The 25,241-nt window shown below is 39.3% G+C and carries 24 protein-coding genes and 1 tRNA gene; 10 read left to right on the top strand and 15 right to left on the bottom strand.

The window, feature by feature from the left end; all coding sequences use genetic code 11:
• Nucleotides 1-96 precede the first annotated feature (96 nt).
• Nucleotides 97-1,659: an Rne/Rng family ribonuclease gene (locus tag ACE01N_RS11325; protein ID WP_380588665.1), complete on the top strand. Its 1,563-nt coding sequence runs from the start codon at nucleotides 97-99 to the stop codon at nucleotides 1,657-1,659.
• Nucleotides 1,660-1,669: 10 nt separating this feature from the next.
• On the opposite strand, the gene ACE01N_RS11320 is transcribed toward ACE01N_RS11325, so the two are convergent.
• A complete protein-coding gene (locus ACE01N_RS11320) occupies nucleotides 1,670-2,092 on the bottom strand; it encodes a PKD domain-containing protein (RefSeq protein WP_380588662.1) in 423 nt (140 codons plus the stop codon).
• A gap of 517 nt (nucleotides 2,093-2,609) precedes the next feature.
• Here ACE01N_RS11320 and ACE01N_RS11315 point away from each other — a divergent pair.
• A complete protein-coding gene (locus ACE01N_RS11315) occupies nucleotides 2,610-3,629 on the top strand; it encodes a glutamine synthetase beta-grasp domain-containing protein (RefSeq protein ID WP_380588659.1) in 1,020 nt (339 codons plus the stop codon).
• A gap of 78 nt (nucleotides 3,630-3,707) precedes the next feature.
• On the opposite strand, the gene ACE01N_RS11310 is transcribed toward ACE01N_RS11315, so the two are convergent.
• The 3 genes from ACE01N_RS11310 to ACE01N_RS11300 are packed head-to-tail and all read right to left on the bottom strand — an operon-like array spanning nucleotide 3,708 to nucleotide 6,979.
• Nucleotides 3,708-4,562, bottom strand: a complete 855-nt coding sequence (locus ACE01N_RS11310) for an HAD-IIA family hydrolase (protein WP_375730132.1) — start codon at nucleotides 4,560-4,562, stop codon at nucleotides 3,708-3,710.
• Between the two features lie 5 nt (nucleotides 4,563-4,567).
• Complete coding sequence (locus tag ACE01N_RS11305; RefSeq protein ID WP_375730131.1) at nucleotides 4,568-5,611, bottom strand: hypothetical protein; 1,044 nt, start codon at nucleotides 5,609-5,611, stop codon at nucleotides 4,568-4,570.
• A gap of 9 nt (nucleotides 5,612-5,620) precedes the next feature.
• The gene (locus tag ACE01N_RS11300; protein ID WP_380588654.1) at nucleotides 5,621-6,979 is read right to left on the bottom strand and encodes a glutamine synthetase family protein; all 1,359 of its coding nucleotides are present in this window, start codon (nucleotides 6,977-6,979) and stop codon (nucleotides 5,621-5,623) included.
• A gap of 391 nt (nucleotides 6,980-7,370) precedes the next feature.
• Between ACE01N_RS11300 and ACE01N_RS11295 the strand changes: the two genes are divergently transcribed.
• Nucleotides 7,371-9,560 (top strand): glutamine synthetase III family protein, encoded by a 2,190-nt coding sequence (locus ACE01N_RS11295; protein ID WP_380588651.1) that lies wholly within the window; start codon nucleotides 7,371-7,373, stop codon nucleotides 9,558-9,560.
• 121 nt (nucleotides 9,561-9,681) lie between these two features.
• Nucleotides 9,682-10,383 carry a Crp/Fnr family transcriptional regulator gene (locus ACE01N_RS11290; protein WP_380588648.1) on the top strand — a complete coding sequence of 234 codons (702 nt, stop codon included), beginning with the start codon at nucleotides 9,682-9,684 and terminating at the stop codon, nucleotides 10,381-10,383.
• A 39-nt stretch (nucleotides 10,384-10,422) separates the two neighbouring features.
• Here ACE01N_RS11290 and ACE01N_RS11285 read toward each other — a convergent pair whose 3' ends face one another.
• The 9 genes from ACE01N_RS11285 to ACE01N_RS11245 are packed head-to-tail and all read right to left on the bottom strand — an operon-like array spanning nucleotide 10,423 to nucleotide 16,306.
• Nucleotides 10,423-11,073, bottom strand: coding sequence for a hypothetical protein (locus ACE01N_RS11285; RefSeq protein ID WP_380588645.1), 651 nt, complete (start codon nucleotides 11,071-11,073; stop codon nucleotides 10,423-10,425).
• A 13-nt stretch (nucleotides 11,074-11,086) separates the two neighbouring features.
• Nucleotides 11,087-11,857 carry an LVIVD repeat-containing protein gene (locus tag ACE01N_RS11280; protein ID WP_380588642.1) on the bottom strand — a complete coding sequence of 257 codons (771 nt, stop codon included), beginning with the start codon at nucleotides 11,855-11,857 and terminating at the stop codon, nucleotides 11,087-11,089.
• Complete coding sequence (locus ACE01N_RS11275) at nucleotides 11,854-12,357, bottom strand: LVIVD repeat-containing protein (protein ID WP_380588639.1); 504 nt, start codon at nucleotides 12,355-12,357, stop codon at nucleotides 11,854-11,856. Before ACE01N_RS11275 ends, ACE01N_RS11280 begins: the two co-directional genes overlap by 4 nt.
• 10 nt (nucleotides 12,358-12,367) lie before the next feature.
• Complete coding sequence (locus tag ACE01N_RS11270) at nucleotides 12,368-12,955, bottom strand: hypothetical protein (protein WP_380588636.1); 588 nt, start codon at nucleotides 12,953-12,955, stop codon at nucleotides 12,368-12,370.
• A gap of 2 nt (nucleotides 12,956-12,957) precedes the next feature.
• The gene (locus ACE01N_RS11265) at nucleotides 12,958-13,647 is read right to left on the bottom strand and encodes a hypothetical protein (protein ID WP_380588633.1); all 690 of its coding nucleotides are present in this window, start codon (nucleotides 13,645-13,647) and stop codon (nucleotides 12,958-12,960) included.
• A 1-nt stretch (nucleotide 13,648) separates the two neighbouring features.
• The gene (locus tag ACE01N_RS11260; RefSeq protein ID WP_380588630.1) at nucleotides 13,649-14,527 is read right to left on the bottom strand and encodes a DUF4097 family beta strand repeat-containing protein; all 879 of its coding nucleotides are present in this window, start codon (nucleotides 14,525-14,527) and stop codon (nucleotides 13,649-13,651) included.
• Nucleotides 14,524-15,222, bottom strand: a complete 699-nt coding sequence (locus tag ACE01N_RS11255; RefSeq protein ID WP_380588627.1) for a hypothetical protein — start codon at nucleotides 15,220-15,222, stop codon at nucleotides 14,524-14,526. Before ACE01N_RS11255 ends, ACE01N_RS11260 begins: the two co-directional genes overlap by 4 nt.
• On the bottom strand, nucleotides 15,223-15,777 hold the full coding sequence (locus tag ACE01N_RS11250; protein ID WP_380588624.1) for a hypothetical protein: 555 nt from the start codon (nucleotides 15,775-15,777) through the stop codon (nucleotides 15,223-15,225).
• Nucleotides 15,764-16,306 (bottom strand): RNA polymerase sigma factor, encoded by a 543-nt coding sequence (locus tag ACE01N_RS11245; RefSeq protein WP_375730119.1) that lies wholly within the window; start codon nucleotides 16,304-16,306, stop codon nucleotides 15,764-15,766. Before ACE01N_RS11245 ends, ACE01N_RS11250 begins: the two co-directional genes overlap by 14 nt.
• A 158-nt stretch (nucleotides 16,307-16,464) precedes the next feature.
• Here ACE01N_RS11245 and ACE01N_RS11240 point away from each other — a divergent pair, with 158 nt between their 5' ends.
• The gene (locus ACE01N_RS11240; RefSeq protein WP_380588619.1) at nucleotides 16,465-17,508 is read left to right on the top strand and encodes a 6-phosphofructokinase; all 1,044 of its coding nucleotides are present in this window, start codon (nucleotides 16,465-16,467) and stop codon (nucleotides 17,506-17,508) included.
• 52 nt (nucleotides 17,509-17,560) lie between these two features.
• The gene (locus ACE01N_RS11235; RefSeq protein ID WP_380588616.1) at nucleotides 17,561-19,465 is read left to right on the top strand and encodes a polysaccharide biosynthesis protein; all 1,905 of its coding nucleotides are present in this window, start codon (nucleotides 17,561-17,563) and stop codon (nucleotides 19,463-19,465) included.
• Here the strand turns inward: ACE01N_RS11235 and ACE01N_RS11230 are convergent.
• Nucleotides 19,413-20,378 (bottom strand): hypothetical protein, encoded by a 966-nt coding sequence (locus ACE01N_RS11230; protein ID WP_380588614.1) that lies wholly within the window; start codon nucleotides 20,376-20,378, stop codon nucleotides 19,413-19,415. The genes ACE01N_RS11235 and ACE01N_RS11230 overlap by 53 nt on opposite strands.
• Nucleotides 20,365-21,369 (bottom strand): lysylphosphatidylglycerol synthase transmembrane domain-containing protein, encoded by a 1,005-nt coding sequence (locus ACE01N_RS11225; protein ID WP_380588611.1) that lies wholly within the window; start codon nucleotides 21,367-21,369, stop codon nucleotides 20,365-20,367. The genes ACE01N_RS11230 and ACE01N_RS11225 overlap by 14 nt, the downstream gene beginning before the upstream one ends.
• Nucleotides 21,370-21,469: 100 nt before the next feature.
• Between ACE01N_RS11225 and rsmA the strand changes: the two genes are divergently transcribed.
• The 4 genes from rsmA to tig all read left to right on the top strand — a co-directional run bounded on the left by rsmA (nucleotide 21,470) and on the right by tig (nucleotide 25,214).
• Nucleotides 21,470-22,243, top strand: coding sequence for a 16S rRNA (adenine(1518)-N(6)/adenine(1519)-N(6))-dimethyltransferase RsmA (gene rsmA / locus ACE01N_RS11220; protein WP_380588608.1), 774 nt, complete (start codon nucleotides 21,470-21,472; stop codon nucleotides 22,241-22,243).
• 12 nt (nucleotides 22,244-22,255) lie between these two features.
• Nucleotides 22,256-23,602, top strand: a complete 1,347-nt coding sequence (gene mgtE, locus ACE01N_RS11215) for a magnesium transporter (RefSeq protein WP_375730113.1) — start codon at nucleotides 22,256-22,258, stop codon at nucleotides 23,600-23,602.
• A gap of 103 nt (nucleotides 23,603-23,705) precedes the next feature.
• Nucleotides 23,706-23,787: transfer RNA gene (locus ACE01N_RS11210), tRNA-Leu, on the top strand.
• Between the two features lie 77 nt (nucleotides 23,788-23,864).
• The gene (tig, locus tag ACE01N_RS11205; protein ID WP_380588604.1) at nucleotides 23,865-25,214 is read left to right on the top strand and encodes a trigger factor; all 1,350 of its coding nucleotides are present in this window, start codon (nucleotides 23,865-23,867) and stop codon (nucleotides 25,212-25,214) included.
• The last annotated feature ends 27 nt before the right edge of the window (nucleotides 25,215-25,241 follow it).

The following is a 25,241-nucleotide window of genomic DNA, read 5'->3' as shown; positions in this document are numbered from 1 at the left end:
TGTGAGATAAAGATCTTAAGAACAAACTTTATGCATAGAGTTTGTTCTTTTTTTAAGTAGTCGAACCATTTGTTAAAACGGCTGAAAAATTAAAACGTGAACAGTGAGCTCATAATTGACGTATCGTCAAAAGACATATCAATAGCATTATTAGAAGATAAAAGGCTGGTTGAACTCAGCACCGAACAGAGGGACGTAAAATTCTCGGTGGGAGATATACACCTTGGTAAGGTTAAAAAGATCATGCCCGGTTTGAATGCTGCTTTTGTCGATGTGGGTTATGAAAAAGATGCGTTTTTGCATTATCTCGATCTTGGACCTCAGTTCAGCTCACTTAAAAAATTTATTTCACTGCAGTCGGGCTCTAGAAAAGGGCCGTCACTTCAGAAATTCAGAAATGAATCTGATATTGACAAGAACGGTTCCATTGGTTCCGTGATGAAGAATGGAATGGAGATTGTGGTTCAGATTGCCAAAGAACCTATCTCTACCAAAGGGCCGCGTCTTACGTCGGAATTATCAATTGCCGGTAGATACATGGTTTTAATGCCCTTTTCGAACCGGATATCGGTCTCACAGAAGATTAATTCGGTTGAAGAGAAAAGCCGGTTGAAAAAACTGGTTCAAAGCATTAAACCCAACAATTTTGGTGTTATTATACGGACAGTAGCCGAGGGTATAAAGGTGGCTGATCTGGATAAAGAGCTGAAAACGCTTGTGAAACGTTGGGAAGAAACGGTGGAGGCACTTACCAAAGCTAAATCGCCACAGTGTATCTACGAAGAGGTTGGACGAACATCCGCAATATTGAGGGATATTCTGAATCCTGAATTCTCCAATATTTACATAAATGACAAGGCAGTCTATAATGAGGTTAGGGATTTTGTTTCCCTGATATCATCAGGACAGGAAAAGATTGTTAAGCTCTATAAGGGCGATGCTCCCATTTTTGATCAGTTTAGTGTCACCAAGCAAATCAAGTCTTCTTTTGGGAAAACGGTTTCTTTTAAGAACGGTGCGTATCTTATAATTGAGCATACCGAAGCATTACATGTCATAGATGTCAATAGTGGTAACAGATCCAGAAGTGGACAGAATCAGGAAACAAATGCCCTGGAGGTAAACCTTGCAGCGGCAGATGAGATCGCGCGTCAGTTGCGATTAAGAGACATGGGTGGTATTATCGTGGTTGATTTTATTGACATGCATGGTTCTGAACATAAGCAGAAAGTTTTTGAGCGCATCAAAACAGCCATGGCCCAGGATCGTACCAAGCATCAGATTTTGCCCTTAAGCAAATTTGGTTTGTTGCAGATAACGCGACAGCGTGTAAGACCAGAGATGCATAAAGAAACTGACGAAACCTGTCCGAGTTGTTTTGGGAAAGGAGAAATAAGACCATCTATCTTATTCGTAGACCAGTTGGAAGGTAAAATTGATTATCTTGTAAATACGCTCAAAGTAAAAGAGTTTCAGCTGGAAATTCATCCGTATGTTTATGCATACATCACAAAAGGATTCTTTTCTGTCCTCAGAAACTGGAGAAAAAAGTATACATCAAAGATTAAAGTTAAGCCCATAGAATCTTTTGCATTTCTCCAGTATAAATTCTACGATAAAAATATGGAAGATATTGATTTGAAAGAAGAGATGGATTAGCCATTAACCATCAGAGATCTGTTTCGTTTTTCTCTTCTTTTATCAGGTCAATCTGTTTCAGGTTTGATAAGTCCTGTGCAATACTCCGTTTCTTAATTTCAGTCTCTTCGGATAAAAATTCCAGATCACCCGGGATCTTAAACTCCTGTCTAAATGTATCTCTTACGCCACTTTTTTTTATGCCAATAAGTGTCACCTTGTACATTCCTGCAGCCTCATAAAAATGTATAAGTTCACTGCCTGCAAATCCTTCATTCCCATCACCCATTTTCCAGTAAAACAGCATATATGGATCGGAACTTTCGTGTTGCGTTAGATTTATGAATTTTACAGTTTCCTGATCATTGTACATGTATGCACTAAAGTTGATTTGTCCGGAAACTTTGAATAATCCTGTTAGGGAGAGAATAATAATAAGGTATAATTTATGCATGCTCGTCAGTATTAAGTTTCGCTCAAAATTATCAAAAAATATTATCAAATACAATAAAAAAGCACATTAAATTAACTATTATTTATGATTAAAATATATCATTGTTTCCATTATGTTAATTATGCTGTTGTTTGTTGTTTTGAAAATGTGCGGGATTGTATTTATTTCAGAAAAGACTGGACGGAGGTGAATAAATGTAAGATTTTTGATCTTTAAGACGCTTATTACGACATTATTTTGTGACATATTGATAATTTTTATGCACTAAAATTTAAAAAATGACATGGATGTAGGCATAATTTTAATTTTTAACATTGTGGTGGATGGCTGGAAAAATTTGGGAAAACTGTATTTAAAGAATGAAAACTGCTTAAAAAATATGGGGTATATGGCGGATTATAGGTTGTTTTTTAAATTTGAACCTTGAAATTTGTATAAACTATTTTAAATTTTATGTATTTACAAAAAAATATCTATTTTTGCATCCAGATATTAAAATGACATAAAATAAAAGATTATGAAGACAAAATTGGAGTATATCTGGCTTGACGGATACAAGCCAACTCAGTCATTAAGGGCTAAAACAAGAGTAGAAGAAAACTTTAGCGGTAAATTGGAGGATTGCCCCGTATGGTCCTTCGATGGTTCATCTACAGAACAGGCTACTGGTGGCTCATCTGACCTTTTACTTAAGCCAGTGGCAATTTGCCCTGACCCAACACGTAAAAATACTTACGCTGTGATGACTGAGGTGCTAAATGCTGATGGAACTCCGCATGAGTCTAATGGTCGTGCTCACATTGATGACGATGATGAAGATTTCTGGTTTGGATTTGAGCAGGAGTATTTCCTGATGGATCCGCAAACCAATAAGCCTCTTGGATTCCCTGCTGATGGTTATCCTGCGCCCCAGGGACCATATTATTGCGGTATTGGTGCTCAGAATGCATTCGGTCGCGAAATTGTTGAAGAGCATTTTGATGTTTGTTTAGAAGCTGGTTTGAATATTGAAGGTATCAACGCTGAAGTTGCTGCCGGACAGTGGGAATTCCAGATTTTTGCAAAAGGTGCACATAGTGCCGGGGATCAGATTTGGCTCGGACGTTATTTTCTGGAAAAAATTGCAGAAAAATATGGTGTTGTTGTAAACTGGCATCCAAAACCGTTAGGTAAAGATCTTGACTGGAATGGATCAGGTATGCACGCTAACTTCTCCAACGGTTTAATGAGATCTTGTGGTGACAAAAATGTATTTACTGCAATTTGTGAAGAATTTGGTAAAAACATTACAGAACATATTAGTGTTTATGGTGCTCACAACGATCAACGTTTGACAGGTAAACATGAAACAGCTGCAATCACTGATTTCAGTTATGGTGTTTCTGACCGTGGTGCTTCTATTCGTATTCCGGTTGGAACAATTGAGAACGGATGGAAAGGTCGTTTAGAAGATCGTCGTCCTGCTTCTAATGGTGATCCATACAAAATTGCTGCTGTAATTATCAAAACTACCAGCAAAGCGGTTAAAGGAATGTAATTTAGTTTATCAATCGATATAAAAGTAAAAAAGCTGCCTTTTGAGGCAGCTTTTTGTTTTTGTCATATATCTCAGATTCTAATAATCTATAACTGCAGACTCACAAATGTAAGTTGGAATAATTCCGGATCCGCTTATTCTTATGCTGGCCATTTCCGGAAGTGTATTCCCGGATAAAACCAGAGCCGTATCCAGTCCGAATTTGTTGCCGCCAATGATGTCAGTATAGAGTGTATCTCCCACCATCAGGATTTCTTTTCTCTTAACCTGTATATCTTGCAGTGCCCGTTCATATGCCAAAAGAAACATCTGGGCATCGGGCTTGCCAAAACGAATAAAGTTTTTACCGATAATATTTTCTACCATATCCGCAAGTGCGCCAATGGCAACAGAAATATCATTTCTGCTGACCGGATAATTAATATCAGTGTTGGCAACCACTACTGTCATGTTTTTCTTTCGCAGCAGGTTTATGGTTTTATTGATGTCATCGTTCCAGTTAAAGCCTTCATCGTCGAGAAAAGCAAATGATTCAATCTTATCCAGGTTGTCCAAATCAACATCATTTACAGGTACAGTCTTTAAACCTACTGATTCAATGTAATGCGCAGAGGCTGGTGTGCCCAGGTATGCTACCGAATTTCCGTTTGTTAGTTTGGTTTTGAAAAATTCCATAGCCAGCATTCCCGACGAAAGGATCTTGTCGGTAGTAATATGTTTTATTCCGTGATTCTGGTACCAGTTTGCAAGTTCTTCCGGACTTCGTGATGAGTCGTTGGTTAAAACATAGTAATAAATTCCTTTGTGTTCAAGGTATTCAAATGTTCTTTCAATTTCGGGAATCAGACCTTTATGGTTTTTCAATACCCCGAAAGCATCAAAAAATACTGCCTTGTAATTTTTTACAACACTGCGGAAACTCTTCGTTCTCATTTGAATCAGATTTTTAATGCATTTAAAATTTTTTCTACCTTATAATTGGCATCCATCGCGGGGAAATAAGTTTGATATGCTTCATTGATTAATTTCGATGAATATATCTCTCTGAAAAAGTAAGGACCATCCTTAATAACATAGTTCAGAATAAAAAACCGATAAACTTCTTTTATGAACCTTACCTCCGGCTCAGTTAAAGGAAAGACTTTATGGTATTCCTTCAGAAAGATTATAAAGCGATCTTCCATTAATGTGTCTACCAGGTAACTAAAAACTGTGCGATCACCCACCTCAGAAACAACCCTGCTGAAAAAGTAGAAATCCATCACGCGAGACGACATTCTGAACCAGTCATAATCCCAGCGTGAATAAAACTTGCCATCGCCACTAATGGAAAAATTTCCAATGTTCCAGTCAACAAATACGGGGATCGTTTCGAATTCGGTTGTATAATTAACCTTATCAGCATTGTTCAGATAATATTCGCAATGCTTCTTTACCATGTCTTTGTGATGCTCACACATCTTAATTTCGTCCCTGTTAATCCTTTTTAAAAGGTTATGAATATCGGTAACAGTGGTTTTTGAAGGATTTGGTAATTGGTTACACACGTTAGTGCAGGCCAGATGAAATCTGGCAAGTTCCCTTCCCATCTTTCGGATCTGTTTTTCGTCCAGCCTGCGGGGAAGCTTATGCATAGTTCGAATAGGATTGTAGAATACAACCCATGCGCTGTGATGTTCCTGATGAAAAAGATAAATGAACAGTTCGTTCTTTTTTACCAGCGATTGGGCCAGAAAATTTTCATAGGGTCGTTCAAGATTGTTGGCAAGATTGTTAATGATAATATGATCTTCCCTGAAATCCTCAAAACGTCCGTAATCCGAAAGTTTAGCAAAAACCGGTTCGCGTTTATAAAACGAAATTTTATATACCTGATTTGTTGAAACATAGGCGCTTACATCATAAATGCCACGGATTTCATGGCGGTCATCGAATTCGCGCCAGGCATGTTTTATAATTTGTATATAATCTATCTTCTGCATTGATTTTTATTAAATAATCTCAAAATAACGTTTCAGTTCCCAATCTGTGACCTGATTCATGAATTGTCGCCATTCCCATTCCCGTGTTTTCGTAAAATGATTTACAAAGGCATCGCCGAAAAGTCCTTTGGCTATTTTTGAAGTGGCCATTTTTTCTGTTGCTTTTAAAAGACTATCAGGTAGTTCTTCACGATTTTTATCCTGGTATGCATTCCCAATTGATTGGGGAATACTAAGTTTTAACTGGTGTTTAATCCCATATAAGCCCGATGCCAGAGCTGCTGCGATTGCCAGGTAGGGATTCGTATCGGCACCCGGAACGCGGGATTCAATACGTGTATTTGTTTTGTTTAAGGGAATGACCCGAACAGCGGTTGTGCGGTTATCTATTCCCCAGGTAACAGTTGAAGGTGCCCAGTCGCCATGGCTGATCCGCTTATAACTGTTAACGGTTGGGGCAAACATGGGAAGTATTTCAGGCAAACATGTCAGCTGACCGGCAATATAATGCTCCATAATGTCGCTCATTCCGTTTGATCCTTTCTCATCGAAAAACAGGTTTGTTTCACCCTTTTTGTCCCATAAACTCTGATGTATATGTCCACCTGATCCCGGCAGGTGTATGTTCCATTTTGCCATGAATGATGCCATCATATTATGCTGGTAAGCTATTTCCCTGACGCCACTTTTGAAAAGTACGGCCTTATCTGCAGCAGATATGACATCATCGTATAAAATAGCTGCTTCATAAACTCCTGGCCCTGTTTCTGTATGAATGCCTTCCAAAGGAACATTAAAGGCTTCCATCATTTCAAATATGTCGTTACAGTATGCCTGATTCAGCGATGTCCGCAGAACCGAATAGCCAAACATCCCGGGTGTAACAGGTTCTGGTTGCTGAAATCCTGATTGTGGCATTTCATCGGGTTTACCTTTAAAATTGAACCATTCGAATTCCTGCGCAAACATGGCTTTAAATCCCATAGACTCACATTCTTCGTTTACTCGTTTCAGCAAACTTCTGGGGCAGGTACTTTCAGCATATTTTTTACACTGGCTAAAATCTGCCAGGAAAAATGGGGTAGAACCTTCCCATGGAATTTGGCGAAAGGTTGTTATATCTATTTTGGCTTTTGCATCCGGATAACCGCTATGCCATCCGGTGACTTCCGAGTTGTCATAACACACATCACCTGAGTCCCATCCAAAAATAACATCACAAAGGCCAATTGTTTTATCCAGAGAATCGAGGAACTTATGTTTATGTATGTATTTTCCGCGTAATACACCATCGATATCTGCTACGGCTATTTTGACTTTCGATTCTTTTGAATCTGTAATGCTTTGTATGATTTTTTCTTTGTCCATAGGAAAATTAAATTGGAAGAAAAGTAGTTGTTGTTTCAGTAAATATCAAATTTCCACCCTTTAAAATTTATGTTATCGTGCTTTAAATTATTCACAATAATCGGAATCTTCAAACAAAATTACACATTTTCATAAGGATCACTCTTTAAACCACTCCAGATAGAAAGAATGAAAAATTTAATAACAGCCAGTTTTACGTATGTTTTTCTGTATGGTCTTGTTTTTTTGAAGGGGGTAGATTTAAAAATAGTGCAAATTATTTGATTAATGATATGAATTGTAAAGGGGTGTATTGTAAAATATTGTATTTTTGCATCCGGATTACACTGCATAAAAATGGGGTGTAATTCGTCCCTAAAAAATAGATTATTAATTGACTTAAAAGAACATTATGGCAGTTTTAAGATTTCAGGCTTTGGACGAGTTGTTCAGAAGGGAGCCTATGGATGTAAAATTTCCATCCAACAAAGTTACGGATTACTATGGAGAGTATGTTTTCAATCTTGAATCGATGCGGAAACATTTACCAAAAGATGCTTTAAGGGCTGTTTTAGCAGCTATTGATAAAGGTGAATCAATTGACCGGAAAATGGCAGATGCAGTTGCTGCCGGCATGAAAGGCTGGGCCATTGAAAAGGGAGCCACACACTATACGCACTGGTTTCAGCCGTTAACGGATGGTACTGCTGAGAAACACGATGGTTTCATTGAATTTGGAGATGGAGGCGAAATGATTGAAAACTTCAGCGGAAAGCTTTTGGCTCAGCAGGAACCTGATGCATCTTCTTTTCCTTCCGGTGGGATCCGTCAAACTTTTGAAGCCCGAGGATACACTGCATGGGATGTGTCATCACCTGCTTTTATTGTTGGTACAACATTGTGTATCCCTACAATTTTTATTTCCTATACAGGAGAAGCATTGGACTATAAGACTCCTCTGTTAAAAGCTCTGGCTAAAGTAGATAAGGCAGCAGTAGATGTATGCCAGTATTTTGACAAAAATGTGACAAGGGTAAACTCTAACCTGGGCTGGGAGCAGGAGTACTTTCTGATTGACGAAGCATTATATAATGCAAGGCCTGACCTGGTACTTACAGGAAGAACATTGATGGGACATTCATCATCCAAGGACCAGCAGCTTGATGATCATTACTTTGGGTCAATTCCTGAAAGAGTGGCCAAGTTTATGATGGCACTTGAAATTGAAGCGCACCAACTTGGTATTCCTGTTAAAACAAGACATAATGAGGTTGCCCCAAATCAGTTTGAGGTTGCCCCAATATTTGAAGAAACTAACCTGGCAAATGATCACAACCAGCTTTTGATGGATATCATGAAAAAGGTTGCGCGTAGGCATAAGTTTCAGGTTCTGTTCCACGAAAAACCGTTTAAGGGAATTAATGGATCAGGTAAACATAATAACTGGTCTTTATCAACAGATACCGGGGTTAACCTGTTCTCTCCGGGTAAAAATCCAAAGAGCAATACGCAGTTTCTTACATTTCTCGTCAACACCATGGCAGCTGTTTATAAAAATCAGGATTTGTTGAGGGCATCTATTTTAAATGCGGCAAACAGTCATCGTTTAGGAGCAAATGAAGCTCCTCCGGCTATTTTGTCTGTATTTACCGGATCACAAATTGCGGGTATGCTGGAAGATCTTGAGGAAAAAGTGACCAACAAAAAAATGTCACCCGAAGAAAAAACAGCATTAAAGCTTGGCATTGGAAGAATTCCTGAAATCTTACTGGATAATACGGATCGTAACAGAACCTCTCCGTTTGCATTTACAGGGAACAGGTTCGAATTCAGAGCGGTAGGCTCATCTGCGAACTGCGCTCCGGCAATGACTGCACTTAATGCTGCTGTGGCCGTTCAACTTGAAGAGTTCAAAAAAGATGTTGATAAACTTATTGCAAAGGGAATCAAAAAGGATGAAGCAATTCTTCAAATGATTAAAAAGCTGATCCTTGAGTCGAAGCCAATTCAATTTAATGGTGATGGTTATTCTGAAGCATGGTTAAAAGAGGCTCATAAAAGAGGTCTTACCAATATTACCAGTGTACCTGAGTCGCTCATGACATATTTGTCTGATCAGAGTAAAAAAGTAATGGTTGAAAGCGGTATAATGGGCGAGAAAGAACTGGAGGCCCGTGTTGATGTTGAAATGGAAAAATACACCAAGAAGATACAGATAGAAGCGCGTGTGCTTGGTGATCTGGCTGCTAATCATATTGTTCCAACCGCAATTGCATATCAGAGTAGTCTGATTAAAAATGTTAAAGGTCTGAAAGAGATTTTTGAAGCCAGAGAATTTGCGTCACTCGCCGGATCGCGCATGGAATTGATTAAGGAAATATCAGTACATATTTCTACCATAAAGGCTGAAGTCAAAAATATGATTGATGCACGTAAAAAGTGTAACAGTATTGAAGGTGAAAAGGAGAAAGCATTTGCTTATGACAAGGAAGTAAGACCATATCTTGATTTGATCCGCTATCATATCGATAAGCTGGAACTGATAGTGGATAATGAGATGTGGCCTTTACCAAAATATCGTGAACTTTTGTTCGCGAGATAGTGATCCGTTAGGTTCATAATCTTTATTTTAGGGGCTAAAGCAGGTTCTTTTTAGAACCTGCTTTTTTATTTAATAATTTTTAATACCTTTGTGTTTTATAACAATGTTGTAAAGCAGTAAAATGGCAGAGAGAAGCATTTTACATGAAGCTTCAATTTCATTAGTGAAGCAACTATGGGAATTATTAAATGAAGAACAGAAAGTTTTCGTCAGTGAAAACTATCAGGTTCATCATTTTAAGAAAAATCAGATTATTTATAAGGAGGGTGAGCAGCCTGACTATTTACTCTGTTTGGTAAAAGGGAAAGTAAAAATTTTTAAGGAAGGCGTTGGTGGCCGCGGACAGATTGTTCGTATGGTGAAAGCGCCTGGAATTTTTGGAAAGCGTGCCTTATTTGCGGGTGAGGAGTATACAACCAGCAGTATCTGTATTGAGGAGTCAGTAATCATTACCATTCACAAGGATATTCTGATGGAGGTTTTACATCATAATGTAGAATTATCCTTATTCTTTCTTGGGAGTTTAGCTAAAGAGTTAGGTTTTTCTAATAACCTGACAGTGTCACTTACCCAGAAGCACATTCGGGGAAGATTGGCAGAAGCCCTTCTGTTTCTAAGAGAAACGTACGGTCTGGAAAGTGATGGGGTTACACTTAATATTTATCTCTCACGTGAGGATCTGGCAAACCTGTCAAATATGACAACATCGAATGCCATCCGAACACTTTCAAATTTTGCAACAGAGAAGGTCATCTCAGTGGATGGCAGAAAGGTTAAGATATTAAATGAAGAGGCGCTAAAGCGGATCAGTAATTTAGGATAATATAGAAAAAGGAGGCTTGAGCCTCCTTTTTTATTTATGCTATTTAAGGAATAGTCCAACCCTGAAACCTATGGTCGGAAGAAAGCCTGAATACCCCGGATCAAAAACTGTTTCGCTCCAGAAATCATCTTCTGATTTGTCTTTATCAAAATCACTTAAGCGGAATCCCCAACCGAGATACATGTCGAAGAAAAAGCGATCCAGCGTGCCCTGATAACCGATTAGCAGGTCATAACCAAATTGGTTAAACCGTTGGTTAATTTCATGATTAACCTGTTCTGAATAAGTATTTCCGAGTTCAACATAATCTACCCATTCATCGCCCCAGTATTTTAAGGTATAATATTTATAAACCAACCCGGCACCAACATATGGTCCTTCCGGCTTTTTGTTTTGTGAAAAAATATACCTGTAATTAACGTTCAATCCGACACCCTTCATATCTGTGCTTTCAGGATAAAACAAGGTGTAATTTTCATTGTAATACATCTGAGGTGCAAACGTAAGATATTGCGTCTGCTTTAGTTTAAGGTCGAAGTCGAGGCGCATACCACTTATGATGGCATATTGTGGTACTATTCCGATGCTGAACTGCCAGTCCAGGTTTTGAGTCACATTATCAGATTCAGTCTGCGCGTATAAGGGCAGGATGAATAAACATAATATTGTGGTTAGAATCAGATTTTTCATAATGATTTTCGTTTTAGTTGATGAGTATTGAACTTATTAAAACAAGGCTTTCGTTTTCGTATGAATATTGCCTTAGTCCATCAGCACTGATCAGTATGAGCAGGCCTTCATAAGGAATTACATCGTAAGCCCCGTTGATATCCGTAAACGTATTGATATGGACCAGATCTGTAGCGGTATTCATTTTAAACACTTTCAGTCCGTTATCACAAACAAAAAGCAGTCCGTCGTCCGTGCCCAGACCTTTAGGATTACTCATGTTGTAGGTTCTTACCTGCTTAGGATTATAGATGTTGCTGACGTCAATCACCTGGAGTTGGTTTACAGACCTGTTGCACCAGTTACTTCCTGAACTCAGGGTTACATAGGCATAATTGCCATTTACAACCACGGGATCACAGCTTACCACATGTTCGTATTTCGACAGGTATTGTGGCTGATCCGGATTGGACACATCGATGATATGCATACCTGTTGTGGTTCCAAGGAAAATTTTGTTATGATACGGGAAAATTGTTTCGATGCCTCCTCCCCAGTCAAGCTGCCAGTTCGATTTCTGAGTTATGGTACCTTCAGCTGAGATATCAAATGTTTTGAGGCTGTATCCGTCAACCGTATAAAGTTGATCACCAATAATGGTGAATCGTGCCATGCTTCCACCGGTTCCGGTTCCGCCATCAGTACTATATCCAGAATCGCTGTAGGTAAAGTTTATATCACTGTTTTCGCATGAACCGAAAATTATTATCGATACTATGCTTATGATGTATAGTTGCTTTTTCATGACTCACGTTTTATCCAGTTAACAATTATGGTATTAGCAGGGCGGTGTCCTTTCCTGAACTGATCCGGAATATACCTCAGTTCAGGATGATACAGTTCAGGGAATACATTTATGACCCGTTTTACTTCCTGCACGTTATTCAGATCGGAAATATTTACTGAGACCAGATCCACAGCATTATCAGCAAACAGAATGTTGCCTTTAACGGCTATATCAACAACGCCCGGAATAGTAATGAAGGTCAGGTTAACCGGACTTGAAGGGTTGTAATCGTTAATGACATGCACACCTTTAAATTTCTCCACGATGAAAAGCAGGGAATCCTTGATGTAGATCTTTCCCGGATTTTCCATTGTTACCGGATCAACTGAATGGATCGATTTTTCCAGGTTGGAGCGTTCCATTAATACCGGGGAATAGTCACTGTAATTCGATAAATTATCCGCAGAGAATCCCCATAACGTAGTTACGACTACGAGCAGTAAAACATACTTTCTCATATTTTAAATATTACGGTTTAATAAATACTTTTTTCCCTCCTCCTATTTCAAAACCAAGTTTGAAAGAAAGATAATCGAGTTTAGTTACATCATTTGGGATCAGGTTGTATTCTATACCAAAACGAATATGCTCCACACTGAAACCCACGCGGAGCATGGCACCAGGCAAAAGCAGTGTTTCGTCGTTGTTAATAAATACATTCTGTTCGTTTAGTGATGCATAATATAAACCAAGCCCCACTCCGGCAAATGGTCTTAATTTATGGGTGTTAAAATAATAATCACATGTTCCTGTAACGGATGATATAAAACCATCACTTTCAATATTTCTCCAGTAAAGGCCATTAGCAGATGTTGAATTTATAATGGACTGATCTTTTTGAGAAAAGTAGACGTATTCATATCGGCCTCCAATGGTAATTCTGTTGGTCATGTTCAGTTTGAGTTCTGCATAAGGCGTAATGAACCCGGCATGCGGACCGGTCAGTTCCCCAAATGCCATCCCAATATCAAGCTTAACAGGTTTATATATAAGTTGTGCCTGCACCGGAATCAAAACTGTAAACAGTATTACTATGTAGAGTAACCTTTTTACCATATTTATTTAACTATAAATGTATATACCGCATCATCGTAAATACTGGCGTTTGAAAAATCTTTGTTGTCATATGAATTGACATTGTCAGTGATGTTAAAATGATATTCAACAAATGCCTGGTATTCGAAACTCTTATCACTATTTAAATAGAAGTTCAGATCATACCAATAATTTTCGCAGTTGTCTGTACATGGATTACGAAGCTGTTCCTCATTATCAGGATTCGGATAATTAATAAAATTGATGGAATATTTACCGATATCCGGAAACTGCAATCCGATTTGGAGTTCCGGAAGCTTGTCCGGATAGCCGAATGATACAGTTATCAGGTCGCCTTTTTTCGATACAAGCTGCCCCGAATTAATGATCATGTTATAGGCAGGCGAGGTGGTTTCAATCAGATCTGTGATCTTGAACTGGCAGGTAAATTTGGCCTGATCCAGCGGAATATATACACCCTGTCCTGATATTTTATCTGTGAATAGTTCGTTGTTAATAGTCAGATTCAGCCATAAGGTATCTCCTGATGGCACATTTCCTTCCGGTGTTACTGACACATACTGGTCAAATACCATTTCGTTGTCTGTTGGAATTCCATCCATGAAATACATTGCTTCTCCGGGATCACTTTGCGCACATGAGATAAAACCGAGTACTGCAAGAAGGTTTATATAATAAATTAATTGCTTCATTTTAATACAAATTAATGTCGTTGTCCGTTGCTGTAATTTTAATCTGAGGTAAAACACCATCAGTTTCAGGTGCGATCAAAAGCTTTTCGCCCAGATCGGTTTTTTTAGCTTCATGTTCTATACTGTTAATTTTTCCTCCTTTTGTTTCAAGATCAAAGGAGTAGCTTCCTTCCGATTTATTAATAATTGTTGTTTCGCAATAGTTGGTTTGCAGATCTGTTACCAAAGGATTCCCGTTCAAAAATAGCGAAATATTACCAAGGGTTGTGGTTCCTGATATATCCCCGCTTACCGATTGCAGTTTGATGCGTGTGTTTCGTGTATTGATGCTTCCTGTAATCGTGCCTTTGATAACAGTAAGCTCACCAAGCGATATGTTTGCGTTAAGTTGCGATGTACAATCATCAAGTTCTGCTTTGGCATACTCAAGATCAAGCATGATGCCTTTGTCTAATTTTTTTAAAACAATATTTCCGAGTTGATTTTTTATTTTGACGTGACACCACTCCGGAACCTTTAGAATGTATTCATTTTTAAATATCGATCCTGATTTATCATTGGCGTCGTTAAAAAGAATGTAGTTTTTAAGGAACAGCCGCTCTTTTGTGCTGTTCTCCACAAATTTCTGAGCTTTCAAATGATCTTCCGCAATTTCCTGACTTGAATTTTTTACAATCTGTTTCAGTTGAAGTTCAACCGTATTGCCGGAAATAGTTTCTATTGTGATATCAGCCTTTTCAGCATCAATTTCCAGCAAAAATTCATCGGAGTAAGTATAGCTCTTTTCAATAATCCGGGTCAGGACCTTAACCTTTGTCTGGGCCTGAACCGAAAGCATGAAAATGCCCAAAATAAGCGCTATGTATAATTTTAATCTCACTCTGTCAGTTCTTTTGCTTTTTTAGGTGTGATCCCGAAGCCAATACCAATTTTAATAAAAGGCAGCAATTTGTTTTTGGGGATCAAATCGTGGTATATCTGCATGTTTACGCCAAACGACATGTCAAAATAGCCGATATCCAGAAACCTTCGCTGAACGCCATACCCAAGTTGCAATAGTCCTAATGCCTGGATCTCGTTAACCGGAAGTTCGCTCAGGTCATATTCATAAAAATACTGCCGGTTCAATTGCGATTCCAGCAAAGATGGTGTATCACCAAAAGGAAATGCAACGCCTGCCATAAAATAGTTTCCGGAAAATCCGTTGGTATTTTTACCGCGAAGTTCCCTGAACCTGAAATTATGGTAGTATTTTAATCGTACCTCCGGGGTGACCATGTACTTTAATCCATTTTGTTGTGATACACCAAACCCATCGACTCTTACTCCCGGTTCAACAGTAAAACTCTTATAGATACGTTGTTCATAAACGAAAGAAGGGCTCAATTGTCCCCAATCTACCGCATTCAGTTTAAATAAACTGTTAATTTGAGTCTTGTCGCTCGATAGCAGGTTGAAAAGCCGGTCGTATTCACTGGTTTGCAACGAACTGTCCTCAGTTATCAAAACACGGGTTTCCTGTGCTGATGCAGCAAATACAATTACAAATAATATGGCAGTAACAACAGATCTCATTTAGAACATAGCTATTAATTTGCGTTGAATGGTTGACAGTTCCAGATTGATGTGTTCAATGTAAACATCAATCTGAGGATCAGAATCGTATGATTTCAATGTATTCAATTCACTTTTCTGTGCTTTCAGTTCATCCAGTTGTTTTTTAAGCTTTGCAAATTTGTCTGAACTGCAAACGGATGGATACTGATCACAATAGATGGTTATTTCCTTGTTCATTTCCGGAGCCTGTTCCGGTATTACATCTTCAGTTATGATTTCTTCAGCAACCAGAATCTGCTCATTTTGCGATCCTGTTCTTAATAACAATGTTAGTGAAAAAAGAACAATTACGGAAGCAGCAGCCGCCCAGTAAGGCACTAACCTGCGGGTCTTTCTTTGAGGTAGAGCCTCAGTAATGTTATTCCATATATTTTCCGGTGCTTTGTGTTCAGGCAGTTTATCGAAAGAAATTGCACGTGGCAGTTTTTCTTCAATGCTTTCCCACAACTTTTCATCCACAGAATGAGTTGGCAGTTGCGACAGTTTATCTTTTATGTTGTTATAACCTTTCAATGTTATTCAAATCGTTAAGCGTTGTTTGTAATTTTTTTTTTGCCCTCGATAGCTGAGACTTGCTTGTCCCTTCACTGATGTTCAGCATTTCGGCAACTTCTTTATGCTTATAGCCTTCAACCTCCACCAGCAGGAAGATTGTACGGTAACCTTCATCCAGTGAAAGAATGGCATTTTCAAGCATTTCGCCTGTCAGTTCATCATCAGGATGAAAAGGTTCGTACGAATAAGCTTCCTCTATGTCAGATACATATACGCGCTTTCGTACTTTTTCCAAAGCTGTACGGATAAAGATCGTTTTCATCCAGGCTCCGAGTGTTGATTTTGCACTGAAGCTTTCAATCTTTGTAAAGACTTTAATAAATCCCTCCTGCAGAGCATCCTCAGCGTCCTGAGCGTTTCCTAAAAACCGGTACAAAATAGAATACATGGCATCTTTGTACGACATGAATAGTTCATACTGAGCTTTCCTGTCGTTTTTTAATGCCCCTTCAATAAGGTATTTCTCTTTGTCACCAGGTTCCTTCATTCGATTAATTCAGTCAAAAGAGGTTGATATACTCAAAACCGTTGCATGCAGAACTAAATTAGTGCAATTTAATTAAATAAGGTTTCACAAAAAACCATAATAATTAGTTTTGAAGATAAATCATTATTTGTTAATTTGTGTTGTTAAAATAATAAGTTATGAGGATAGGAATCTTATCTGCAGGTGGTGATTGTCCCGGAATTAATGCCACCATAAGGGGTGTTGGAAAGACTGCCATTGTAGAATATGGCATGGAAGTTATCGGAATCTCAAATGGTTTCAGTGGATTATTATACCATGATTATGTTGAACTTACCGAGAAGCAATTGTCAGGTATTCTGACACTTGGAGGTACTATTCTGGGAACCTCCAGGGAAAAACCTTTTAAGAAGATGGAAGATGACATTGTTGCAGATAAGCCTCAGGTAATCAAGCAGAACTATGAAAAGCTGGGTCTGGATTGTCTGGTCTGCATCGGAGGTAACGGAACTCAAAAAACCGCCAGCCTTTTGGCCGAAGAAGGATTAAACGTGATTGGAATTCCTAAAACAATTGATAATGATATTTGGGGAACCGATGTTACATTTGGTTTTGATTCTGCCGTTAATATAGCTACAGATGCAATTGACAGGCTACACACTACCGCCAATTCACATAAAAGAGTTATGGTAATCGAGATTATGGGGCACCATGCCGGATGGTTAGCTTTGCATTCAGGAATGGCAGGAGGAGGTGATGTTATTCTTTTGCCGGAAATACAGTACGATATAAATACCGTTTGTAAAACGTTGAAAGAACGTTCCAGAAAGGGGAAGCCATACTCAATTGTGGTCGTGGCTGAAGGTATTAAAACTCCAAATGGTAAACCAGCCGGACGGTATATTGCAAAACAGATTACAGATAAAGCACATTTGGAAACAAGGGAAACCGTGTTGGGTTATATTCAAAGAGGAGGATCCCCCACACCATATGACAGGATTCTGTCAACCGAATTCGGAGGGCATGCTGCTGAATTGATTCATAAAAAGAAATTTGGACAGATGGTTGCTCTTATAGACGGTAAAATTACTTCTGTGCCATTGAGTGAAGTCGCAGGCAAACTTCATTTGGTTCAACACGATGATCCGCTTGTGGAGCAGGGGCGCAGAATGGGTGTTTGCTTTGGAGAAAAGGTAAAATCTGGTGAAAAAGTTAAAGAATAACCTGTTTAACCGGATTAATATTACTTTTGTAGCGCTGTTTCACTAAAAGGAAATGATGGTTTTACCCGGTAATATGAACCTTTCAGAAACAAATACACCACGATGGATTGTATTTGTTTTTGATGTTTTTTTAAGTGTTTTTGCAATTACATTTGCATACTTGCTGCGCTATAATTTTCAGATTCCGGATCAGCAGGATTCATATATGTTGTATGGAATCCTCGTTGTAACAGGGATTAGGGCCATCAGCTTTGTTATTTCAAAAATTTATGCGGGCATAGTCAGATATGCCACATTCCGCGATACCGAGCGTATTCTGCTTGTACTGCTGATCGGCTCGGCCTCAATCCTTTTTATAAACGTTCTTTCCAACGGAGTATTCGGAGGAAAATTTCTATTTCCCTTTTCAGTAATTCTGATTGACTTTTTACTGGTTGCCTTCTTGATGATCTCAACAAGGGTCATGGTTAAAGGTGTATACTGGAAACTTATGGCAAGTGAGGAACGGCATCAGGATGTAGTGATATTTGGTGCCGGGCAGACAGGTGTTATTGTAAAACAGACCTATGAACGCGAGTTGGGTGGGGCTGCCAACATTGTAGCTTTTATTGACCATAATCGCCGGAATGTAGGAAAGAAAATTGACGGGGTTGAGATTTTTCATCATTCCAGTTTTGAATCTATTGCTGAAGAATACGACATTAATACGCTTTTATTTGCTGACGATACCATTGACAAACACCTGAAAAAGGAACTGATAGAAAAAGCACTTTCACTTAATATTAAAACACTTACGGTTCCAAAAGCCAGTGACTGGGCCAAGGGAGAGCTCAGTTACAATCAAATCAGAAAAATAAGAATTGAGGATTTGTTGGAACGGGATCCGATAAAACTGGATGAATCCAATATTTCGGAGCAGGTTAAAGGGAAGTGCATTTTGGTGACAGGCGCTGCAGGATCCATAGGTAGTGAAATGGTTCGGCAACTGACCCGGTTCAATCCTGAAAAAATTATTCTGGTTGACCAGGCAGAAACTCCGTTATATGATATTCAGCTTGAACTGGAGGAACAACTAAGGTTTAAAAAATTTGAAGTTGTCATTGGGAATATTACCCGTGAACCCATGATGCGCAAGATTTTTGCCAAATACAAACCCAATGTGGTATATCATGCGGCGGCGTATAAGCATGTCCCGATGATGGAATTTCATCCGGTAGAAGCTGTGCATAATAATGTACTTGGATCTCAGATACTGGCTGATCTTGCAAATGAATTCGGCGTTGACCGGTTTGTGATGATCTCAACGGATAAAGCCGTGAACCCAACCAATGTAATGGGAGCATCCAAACGGATTGCCGAAATTTACATACAGTCGTTGAACAAGCTCAGTAAAACACGTTATATCACCACTCGTTTTGGAAACGTTCTGGGATCGAATGGATCTGTTATTCCAAGGTTCAGAAGGCAGATAGAAAATGGAGGCCCGGTAACCGTAACTCACCCTGAAATAACACGCTTTTTTATGACGATTCCCGAGGCATGTCAGTTGGTGCTCGAAGCCGGAGCAATGGGAAAGGGTGGTGAGATCTTTATCTTTGATATGGGTGAATCCATCAAAATTGCAGAGCTGGCTAAAAAGATGATCAAGTTGTCAGGATTGGTATTGGGAAGGGATATCGAAATTGAATATACCGGTTTGAGACCCGGTGAAAAACTTTTTGAGGAACTGCTCAATGTAAGTGAAAATACCCTTCCAACTTATCATTCAAGAATTATGATAGCCAAAGTTCGGGAGTACTTGTTTGAAGAAGCAAAAGGTGATTTACATAAACTTTATGATGTTACAGAGAAGGGTAGTACAATGGATATCGTGAAATCGATGAAAAAAATTGTTCCTGAATTTATCAGTAAGAATTCCGTTTACGAACAACTTGATAAGAAAACTCAGGTTTCCTGAACCAGATCACTGAACCGCTGATCATTGGAAGTAAGTTATTTATAAACCAAAGCATAACACCCGCTATTCCAATCAACGGAACATTCTCCACCAGTCCTGAAAATAATACAATTGCCACAGAACCTCTCAGGGCCGGATCAGCTATGGAGAACGCCGGAAGAAAAGTCAGGATCATGAAATAAACCGGAATGTAAAAGATGATTTCAGAAAGGTTAGTGTAAGGAATAAAAAACAGGACCATTAAACCAAACTGAATATAAAACACGGACGTCCTTAAGCTGGCAATGGCAATGCTTTTAACAGTAAAACCTGAATTCAGCCAATCCAGACTTTCCTTTCCTTTATTAAACCTGCCAAGAAATTTACGGTTTATAAACCGTCTGAGGGTTTTGCCTGAAATGAAAAGTACAAAAAGTAAAAGTAGCACAATTGTGATTCCTGAAACCTGTAAAATATAACCGAACCGATTTTCATGATATAACAAAATGAGCAGAAGGGATAAGGTTCCCCAGAGGCTGAGTGTTATGGTTTTAACGATGCCGGCCAAAGCAGCGGCAATGGTTGTTTCACCTCTGTGTTCCAAAGGAAAAAAGCTCGCTCTGCCAGGCCATTCTCCAATTTTCAGAGGCGTTATCATGGCAGGTATCATACTGCCTAAAACCATTTTAAGAGAAGAATGAAGGTTTATTTTTTTGATCCCTGAAACAGAAAACTTCCAGTGCCATGCTTCCAGTATTACATTCAGGGGCATAAGGAGAACCACCAGTATAAGCATTGTGCTTTGGGTGATAGTTTTGTCAAATAGATTTAAGTGGCCCCAGTGCTGAAAGCTCGCCATTTTACAGCCAAGAAACGACCAGGCAAGAATAGCGATAAAGATTTTTAAATAGCTGCTGGTTTTAAGCCGTTGCAATATCCTTTGTCTTTTTATTGTTCACCAGTGGAAGTACAATGACTGAAATAAACCCTACAATGATAATCATAAGGGTCATAGAAGAGTGAACAACCAGGGCAAATGTTTCGGCAGGTGTTTCTTTCACGCCAAAAAGAACCAGTGCTGAAATGGTGAGCGCATGCCACGGACCAAAACCGCCCTGTACCGGAGCAACCATTCCATAGCTTCCCATCACAAATACGAATAATCCGACCATCGGACCAAACGACGATGTAAAATCAAAAGCAAAGAAGCATACATAGTTCATCAGGTAGTAGCATACCCAGATAAAAATGGAATGGAAGATGAATAACCCTCTTTTTTCCATCTTTTTTATAGAGCTGAGACCTTCCCATATTTGCTGCATAATCTGTTTGATCCGGGTATAACCTTTCGATTTTTTAAGGAAAAAATGTGCTGCTACAAATGCAAGAATTACACCCGCAATGGATACCCATAGCCATGGAGAAGATACAAATCCCGAAATTGCTTCCTTTACTGCGGGATGTGCATCAAGATACCGGATAAACACAGAATGTTGTGAAACAACTGCAATCAGCGTAATAATCAGTAGGATGATCATATCTATAGCACGTTCAAACATGACGGTTCCCACGAGTGTGGAAAATGAAATTTTTTCGTATTTGCTGAGCACACCGCAACGTGCAATTTCTCCCATTCTGGGAAGCCCAAGATTGGCAAAGTATCCTATCATTACAGCTAAAAAGGTGTTTTTAAGTTTCGGGCTCGATCCGGTTGGCTCAATGAGTAGTTTCCACCTGATGGTTCTGCTGATATGACTTATTAGCCCCAGAAGCAATGAAACAATAATCCACCCAACTTTAAACTCGTTTTTTATAATTGCCAACATTTGTTCCTTGTTGGCATCGCGGTAGTAGAGCCACAGAAGACCGGCACCTATTCCCAGAAATATGATGAATTTAAGTGCATTCAGTAGTCTTTTTTTCAAAATTATACAGCTTTAGTTAATAATCTGTATACCTTTGCCAAGGTACACCACGCCACAAAATTAAGAATTCTTATTAATCGTCCTAATCGAATAACTGATAATGCAGAAAGTCCGGGCAAAAAAGCATTTGGGTCAGCATTTTTTAAATGATATCAGCATTGCAGAACGCATTGTTAAAAGTCTGAACTCAACAGCCGATGTTCCGGTGCTGGAAATAGGTCCGGGCATGGGTGTCTTAACGCAGTTCCTTGCGGGTAAACGTATCCTGAAAGTTGTAGAGATCGATAGTGAGTCGGTACGGTACCTGTCAGAAAATTATCCGGATCTGCAGGGAAACATCATAAGCGATGACTTTTTAAAACTGGATATTTCTACACTGTTCGAAAAACCTTATGCTATTATTGGAAACTTCCCTTATAATATTTCATCACAGATTATGTTTAAGGTGCTTGAGGCAAAAGACAGCGTGCCCGAAGTGGTATGTATGTTGCAACGGGAAGTAGCCAGAAGGATTGCCTCAGGTCCGGGAAATAAGGATTATGGAATTCTGAGTGTGCTGCTTCAGGCATATTACGATATTGAATATTTGTTTACGGTAAACGAAGGGGTTTTTACGCCGCCTCCCAAGGTTAAATCAGCCGTTATACGGTTGACCCGGAATGATGTAAAAGCACTGGAATGTTCAGAAGAATTATTTGTGAAAGTTGTAAAAGCAGCCTTTAATCAACGTAGAAAAACTTTGCGAAATTCCTTAAAGTCATTCTTTAAACCGGATAACCGGATAACAGAAAATGAAATTTTTAATCTTCGCCCCGAGCAATTAACTGTAAATGATTTTGTATTTTTAACGACCGAGGTCGAAAAACAGGCTTAAAAAGGAATAAGCATGGAATTAAACAGGGAATACATTGATAAACTGAAAGAGATTATTGAGGCGGGCGACGAACAACAGGCGCTTCAGATGATGGAGTCGTTGCATGCGGCTGATATTGCAGATATCTATGATGAACTGAATATTGAAGAAGCCAAATTTCTTTACCTGTTGCTTGATGGAGAAAAGGCTGCCGACGTACTGATTGAACTGACCGATGACGATCGCCAGAAATTCCTGAAGGTTCTGCCAAGTGAGGTGATCGCCAAGCAGTTTATCGACAATATGGATTCCGATGATGCTGCTGACATTATCGGCGAGATGGAAGAGGACAGGCAGGAAGAGATCCTTTCACATATCGACGATTTGGAACAGGCCGGTGATATTGTGGATCTGCTGAACTATGATGAGGATACTGCAGGTGGTTTGATGGCTAAGGAGTTGATTGCGGTCAACGAGGAGTGGAGTATGCCCACCAGTTTGAAGGAGATGCGGAAACAGGCGATAGAGGTGGACGAGGTATACTACATTTATGTGGTAAACGACGCCAATGTACTCACCGGTGTATTACCCCTGAAAAAAATGTTGCTCAGCCCTTCTGTTTCAAAGGTCAGGCATGTGATGAAGAAGGATCCGATAAGCGTAAAGACCGATACCCCAAGTGAAGAGGTCGCCCAGATTATAGAACGTTACGACCTTGTGGCCCTGCCTGTTGTGGATAGTATTGGCCGGTTGGTTGGCCGGATTACGGTAGATGACGTGGTGGATGTGATCCGCGAAGAAGCAGATAAGGACTATCAGATGGCATCGGGTATCTCTCAGGATGTGGAAGCATCGGATAAAGTAATACGACTGACCAAGGCAAGAATTCCATGGCTGTTGATAGGACTATTCGGAGGGGTGTGTAGTGCACTTGTAATTAGTCTGTTCGAAGGGAATCTTCATCTTGATCATCGCCTGGCATTTTTTATACCATTGATTGCGGCTATGGGAGGTAACGTAGGCATACAATCTTCAGCTATTATTGTTAAAGATATTGCCGCAGGTGTAAATATTTTCGACCGCACCTTTTTAAAGTTGTTCAAGGAGTTATCTGTGGCTCTTATCAACGCCATTATTCTTTCATCGCTTATATTCAGTTACAATTTCTTTTTTAATGAAGGAATTGATTTTGCACTGACAGTCAGTATCTCATTATTTTCTGTTATTATCTTTGCATCACTTTCCGGAACAATCGTTCCGTTAACACTGCACAAGCTGAAAATTGACCCGGCATTGGCTACCGGGCCGTTTATAACGACCATGAACGACATTGTGGGTCTGTTTATTTATATGACTATCAGCGGTCAGTTTTTTGGTTAGCAGTCAGATACACCGGTTTGAATCCGGAATAATTTCGAAAAATAAGTGCAGTAAAATTTGCATATTTCAGCAAAGAAAATCTATCTTTGCACTCCGAAAATTTGCGGACGTGGCGAAATTGGTAGACGCGCTAGACTTAGGATCTAGTACCGCGAGGTGTGGGGGTTCGAGTCCCTTCGTCCGCACATGAAAAAATCGCCTTACCTGTATGGTTATCAGGCGGTTTTTTTACATTACGGTTGTTTATAATAACTATCATCTGATGAATATCACAAAACAAGACATCAATGACGTTAATGCAGTGATCACACTCAACGTCGAAAAATCTGATTACGAGGAGAACGTAAACCGTGTATTAAAAGACTATCGCAAAAAAGCCAATGTGCCGGGTTTCAGACCGGGTAAAGTGCCTGCATCGCTTATTCAAAAGATGTATGGTAAGGCAGTTTTGTTCGACGAAGTCAACAAGCTTATGTCTGACGAGCTGAACAAATACTTGTCAGAAGCTGATTTTCAGGTATTGGGCGATCCGTTGCCAAGTGAAGATCAGGAAACTATTGATTTTGACAATCAGGATACTTTTGAGTTCAAATTTGATATCGGTATTTCTCCTGCTGTGGAAATATCACTTACAAAAAGAGAAAAACTGAAATACTACGATATTAAGGTTGACGATGAACTGATCAATAAACAGGTTGACTATTACCGTTCACGTTTTGGCAAACAGGTTGACGTGGAAGAAGCAGAAGAAAAGGATCTGCTGAAAGGTGATCTGGTTCAGCTTGATGATGCAGGTAATCCTCTCGAAGGAGGCATAGAGGGCAAAAGCGTGGTGCTTTCACCAGAAAGAGTAGTTGTTGAGGAGCTGAAAAAGGAATTTCTGGGTAAGGTTAAAGGAAAAACGATCAAATTCAATCCTAAAACGGCTTTTGAGAACGATACAGAAGTCAGTTCTTTACTCAACATCAAAAAGGAAGAAGTTGCTGATCTGAATAGCGATTTCAGTTTTACCGTTAATGAGATCTCTCATTTTGAGCAGGCAGAAATTAATGAAGAACTTTTCAAACAGATCTATCCTGAAGATGAGGTGACCACTGAAGAAGATATGCGCAAGCGTATTGCTGACGAGATAAAGGAAAATCTGGTAAGTAACAGTGATTACAAATTCCTGTTGGATGCCAAAGACAAGCTGGTGGAAAAGGTAAAGGACGTAGAATTACCGGAAGCTTTTCTGAAAAGATGGGTCGTGGCCACGAATAAAGAACTTACCGATGAGCAGTTGGAGAAAGAATTTCCGATGTTCCTTGATGATCTGCGCTGGAATATGGTGAAAGGGTCTATCGCTAAAGCCAATGAAATTAAACTGGAAGAAGCTGATGTCATGACTTACGCTAAGAAGGTAGCTCAGTCACAGTTTGCACAATACGGCATGACCAATGTTCCGGATGAGCATCTTGAAAATTATGCCAAAGAGATCCTTAAGAATGAGGATCAGAGCCGAAATATCAGCGAAAGGGCATTTGAAAACAAAATACTCGATAAGGTAAAAGAGTTGGTTAAGCTGGATGTGGAGGAGATCTCTCTCGATGCTTTTAACGAACTTGTAAAATAAAAACACAGCATTTAAATGCAAATTAAT

It is taken from the genome of Quyinboa ferrireducens (assembly GCF_042436675.1).
Lineage (GTDB): Bacteria > Bacteroidota > Bacteroidia > Bacteroidales > UBA5342 > JBHJHP01.
The sequence above is the reverse complement of the archived record's forward strand: the minus strand, read 5'-3'. Positions and strand labels throughout refer to the sequence as shown.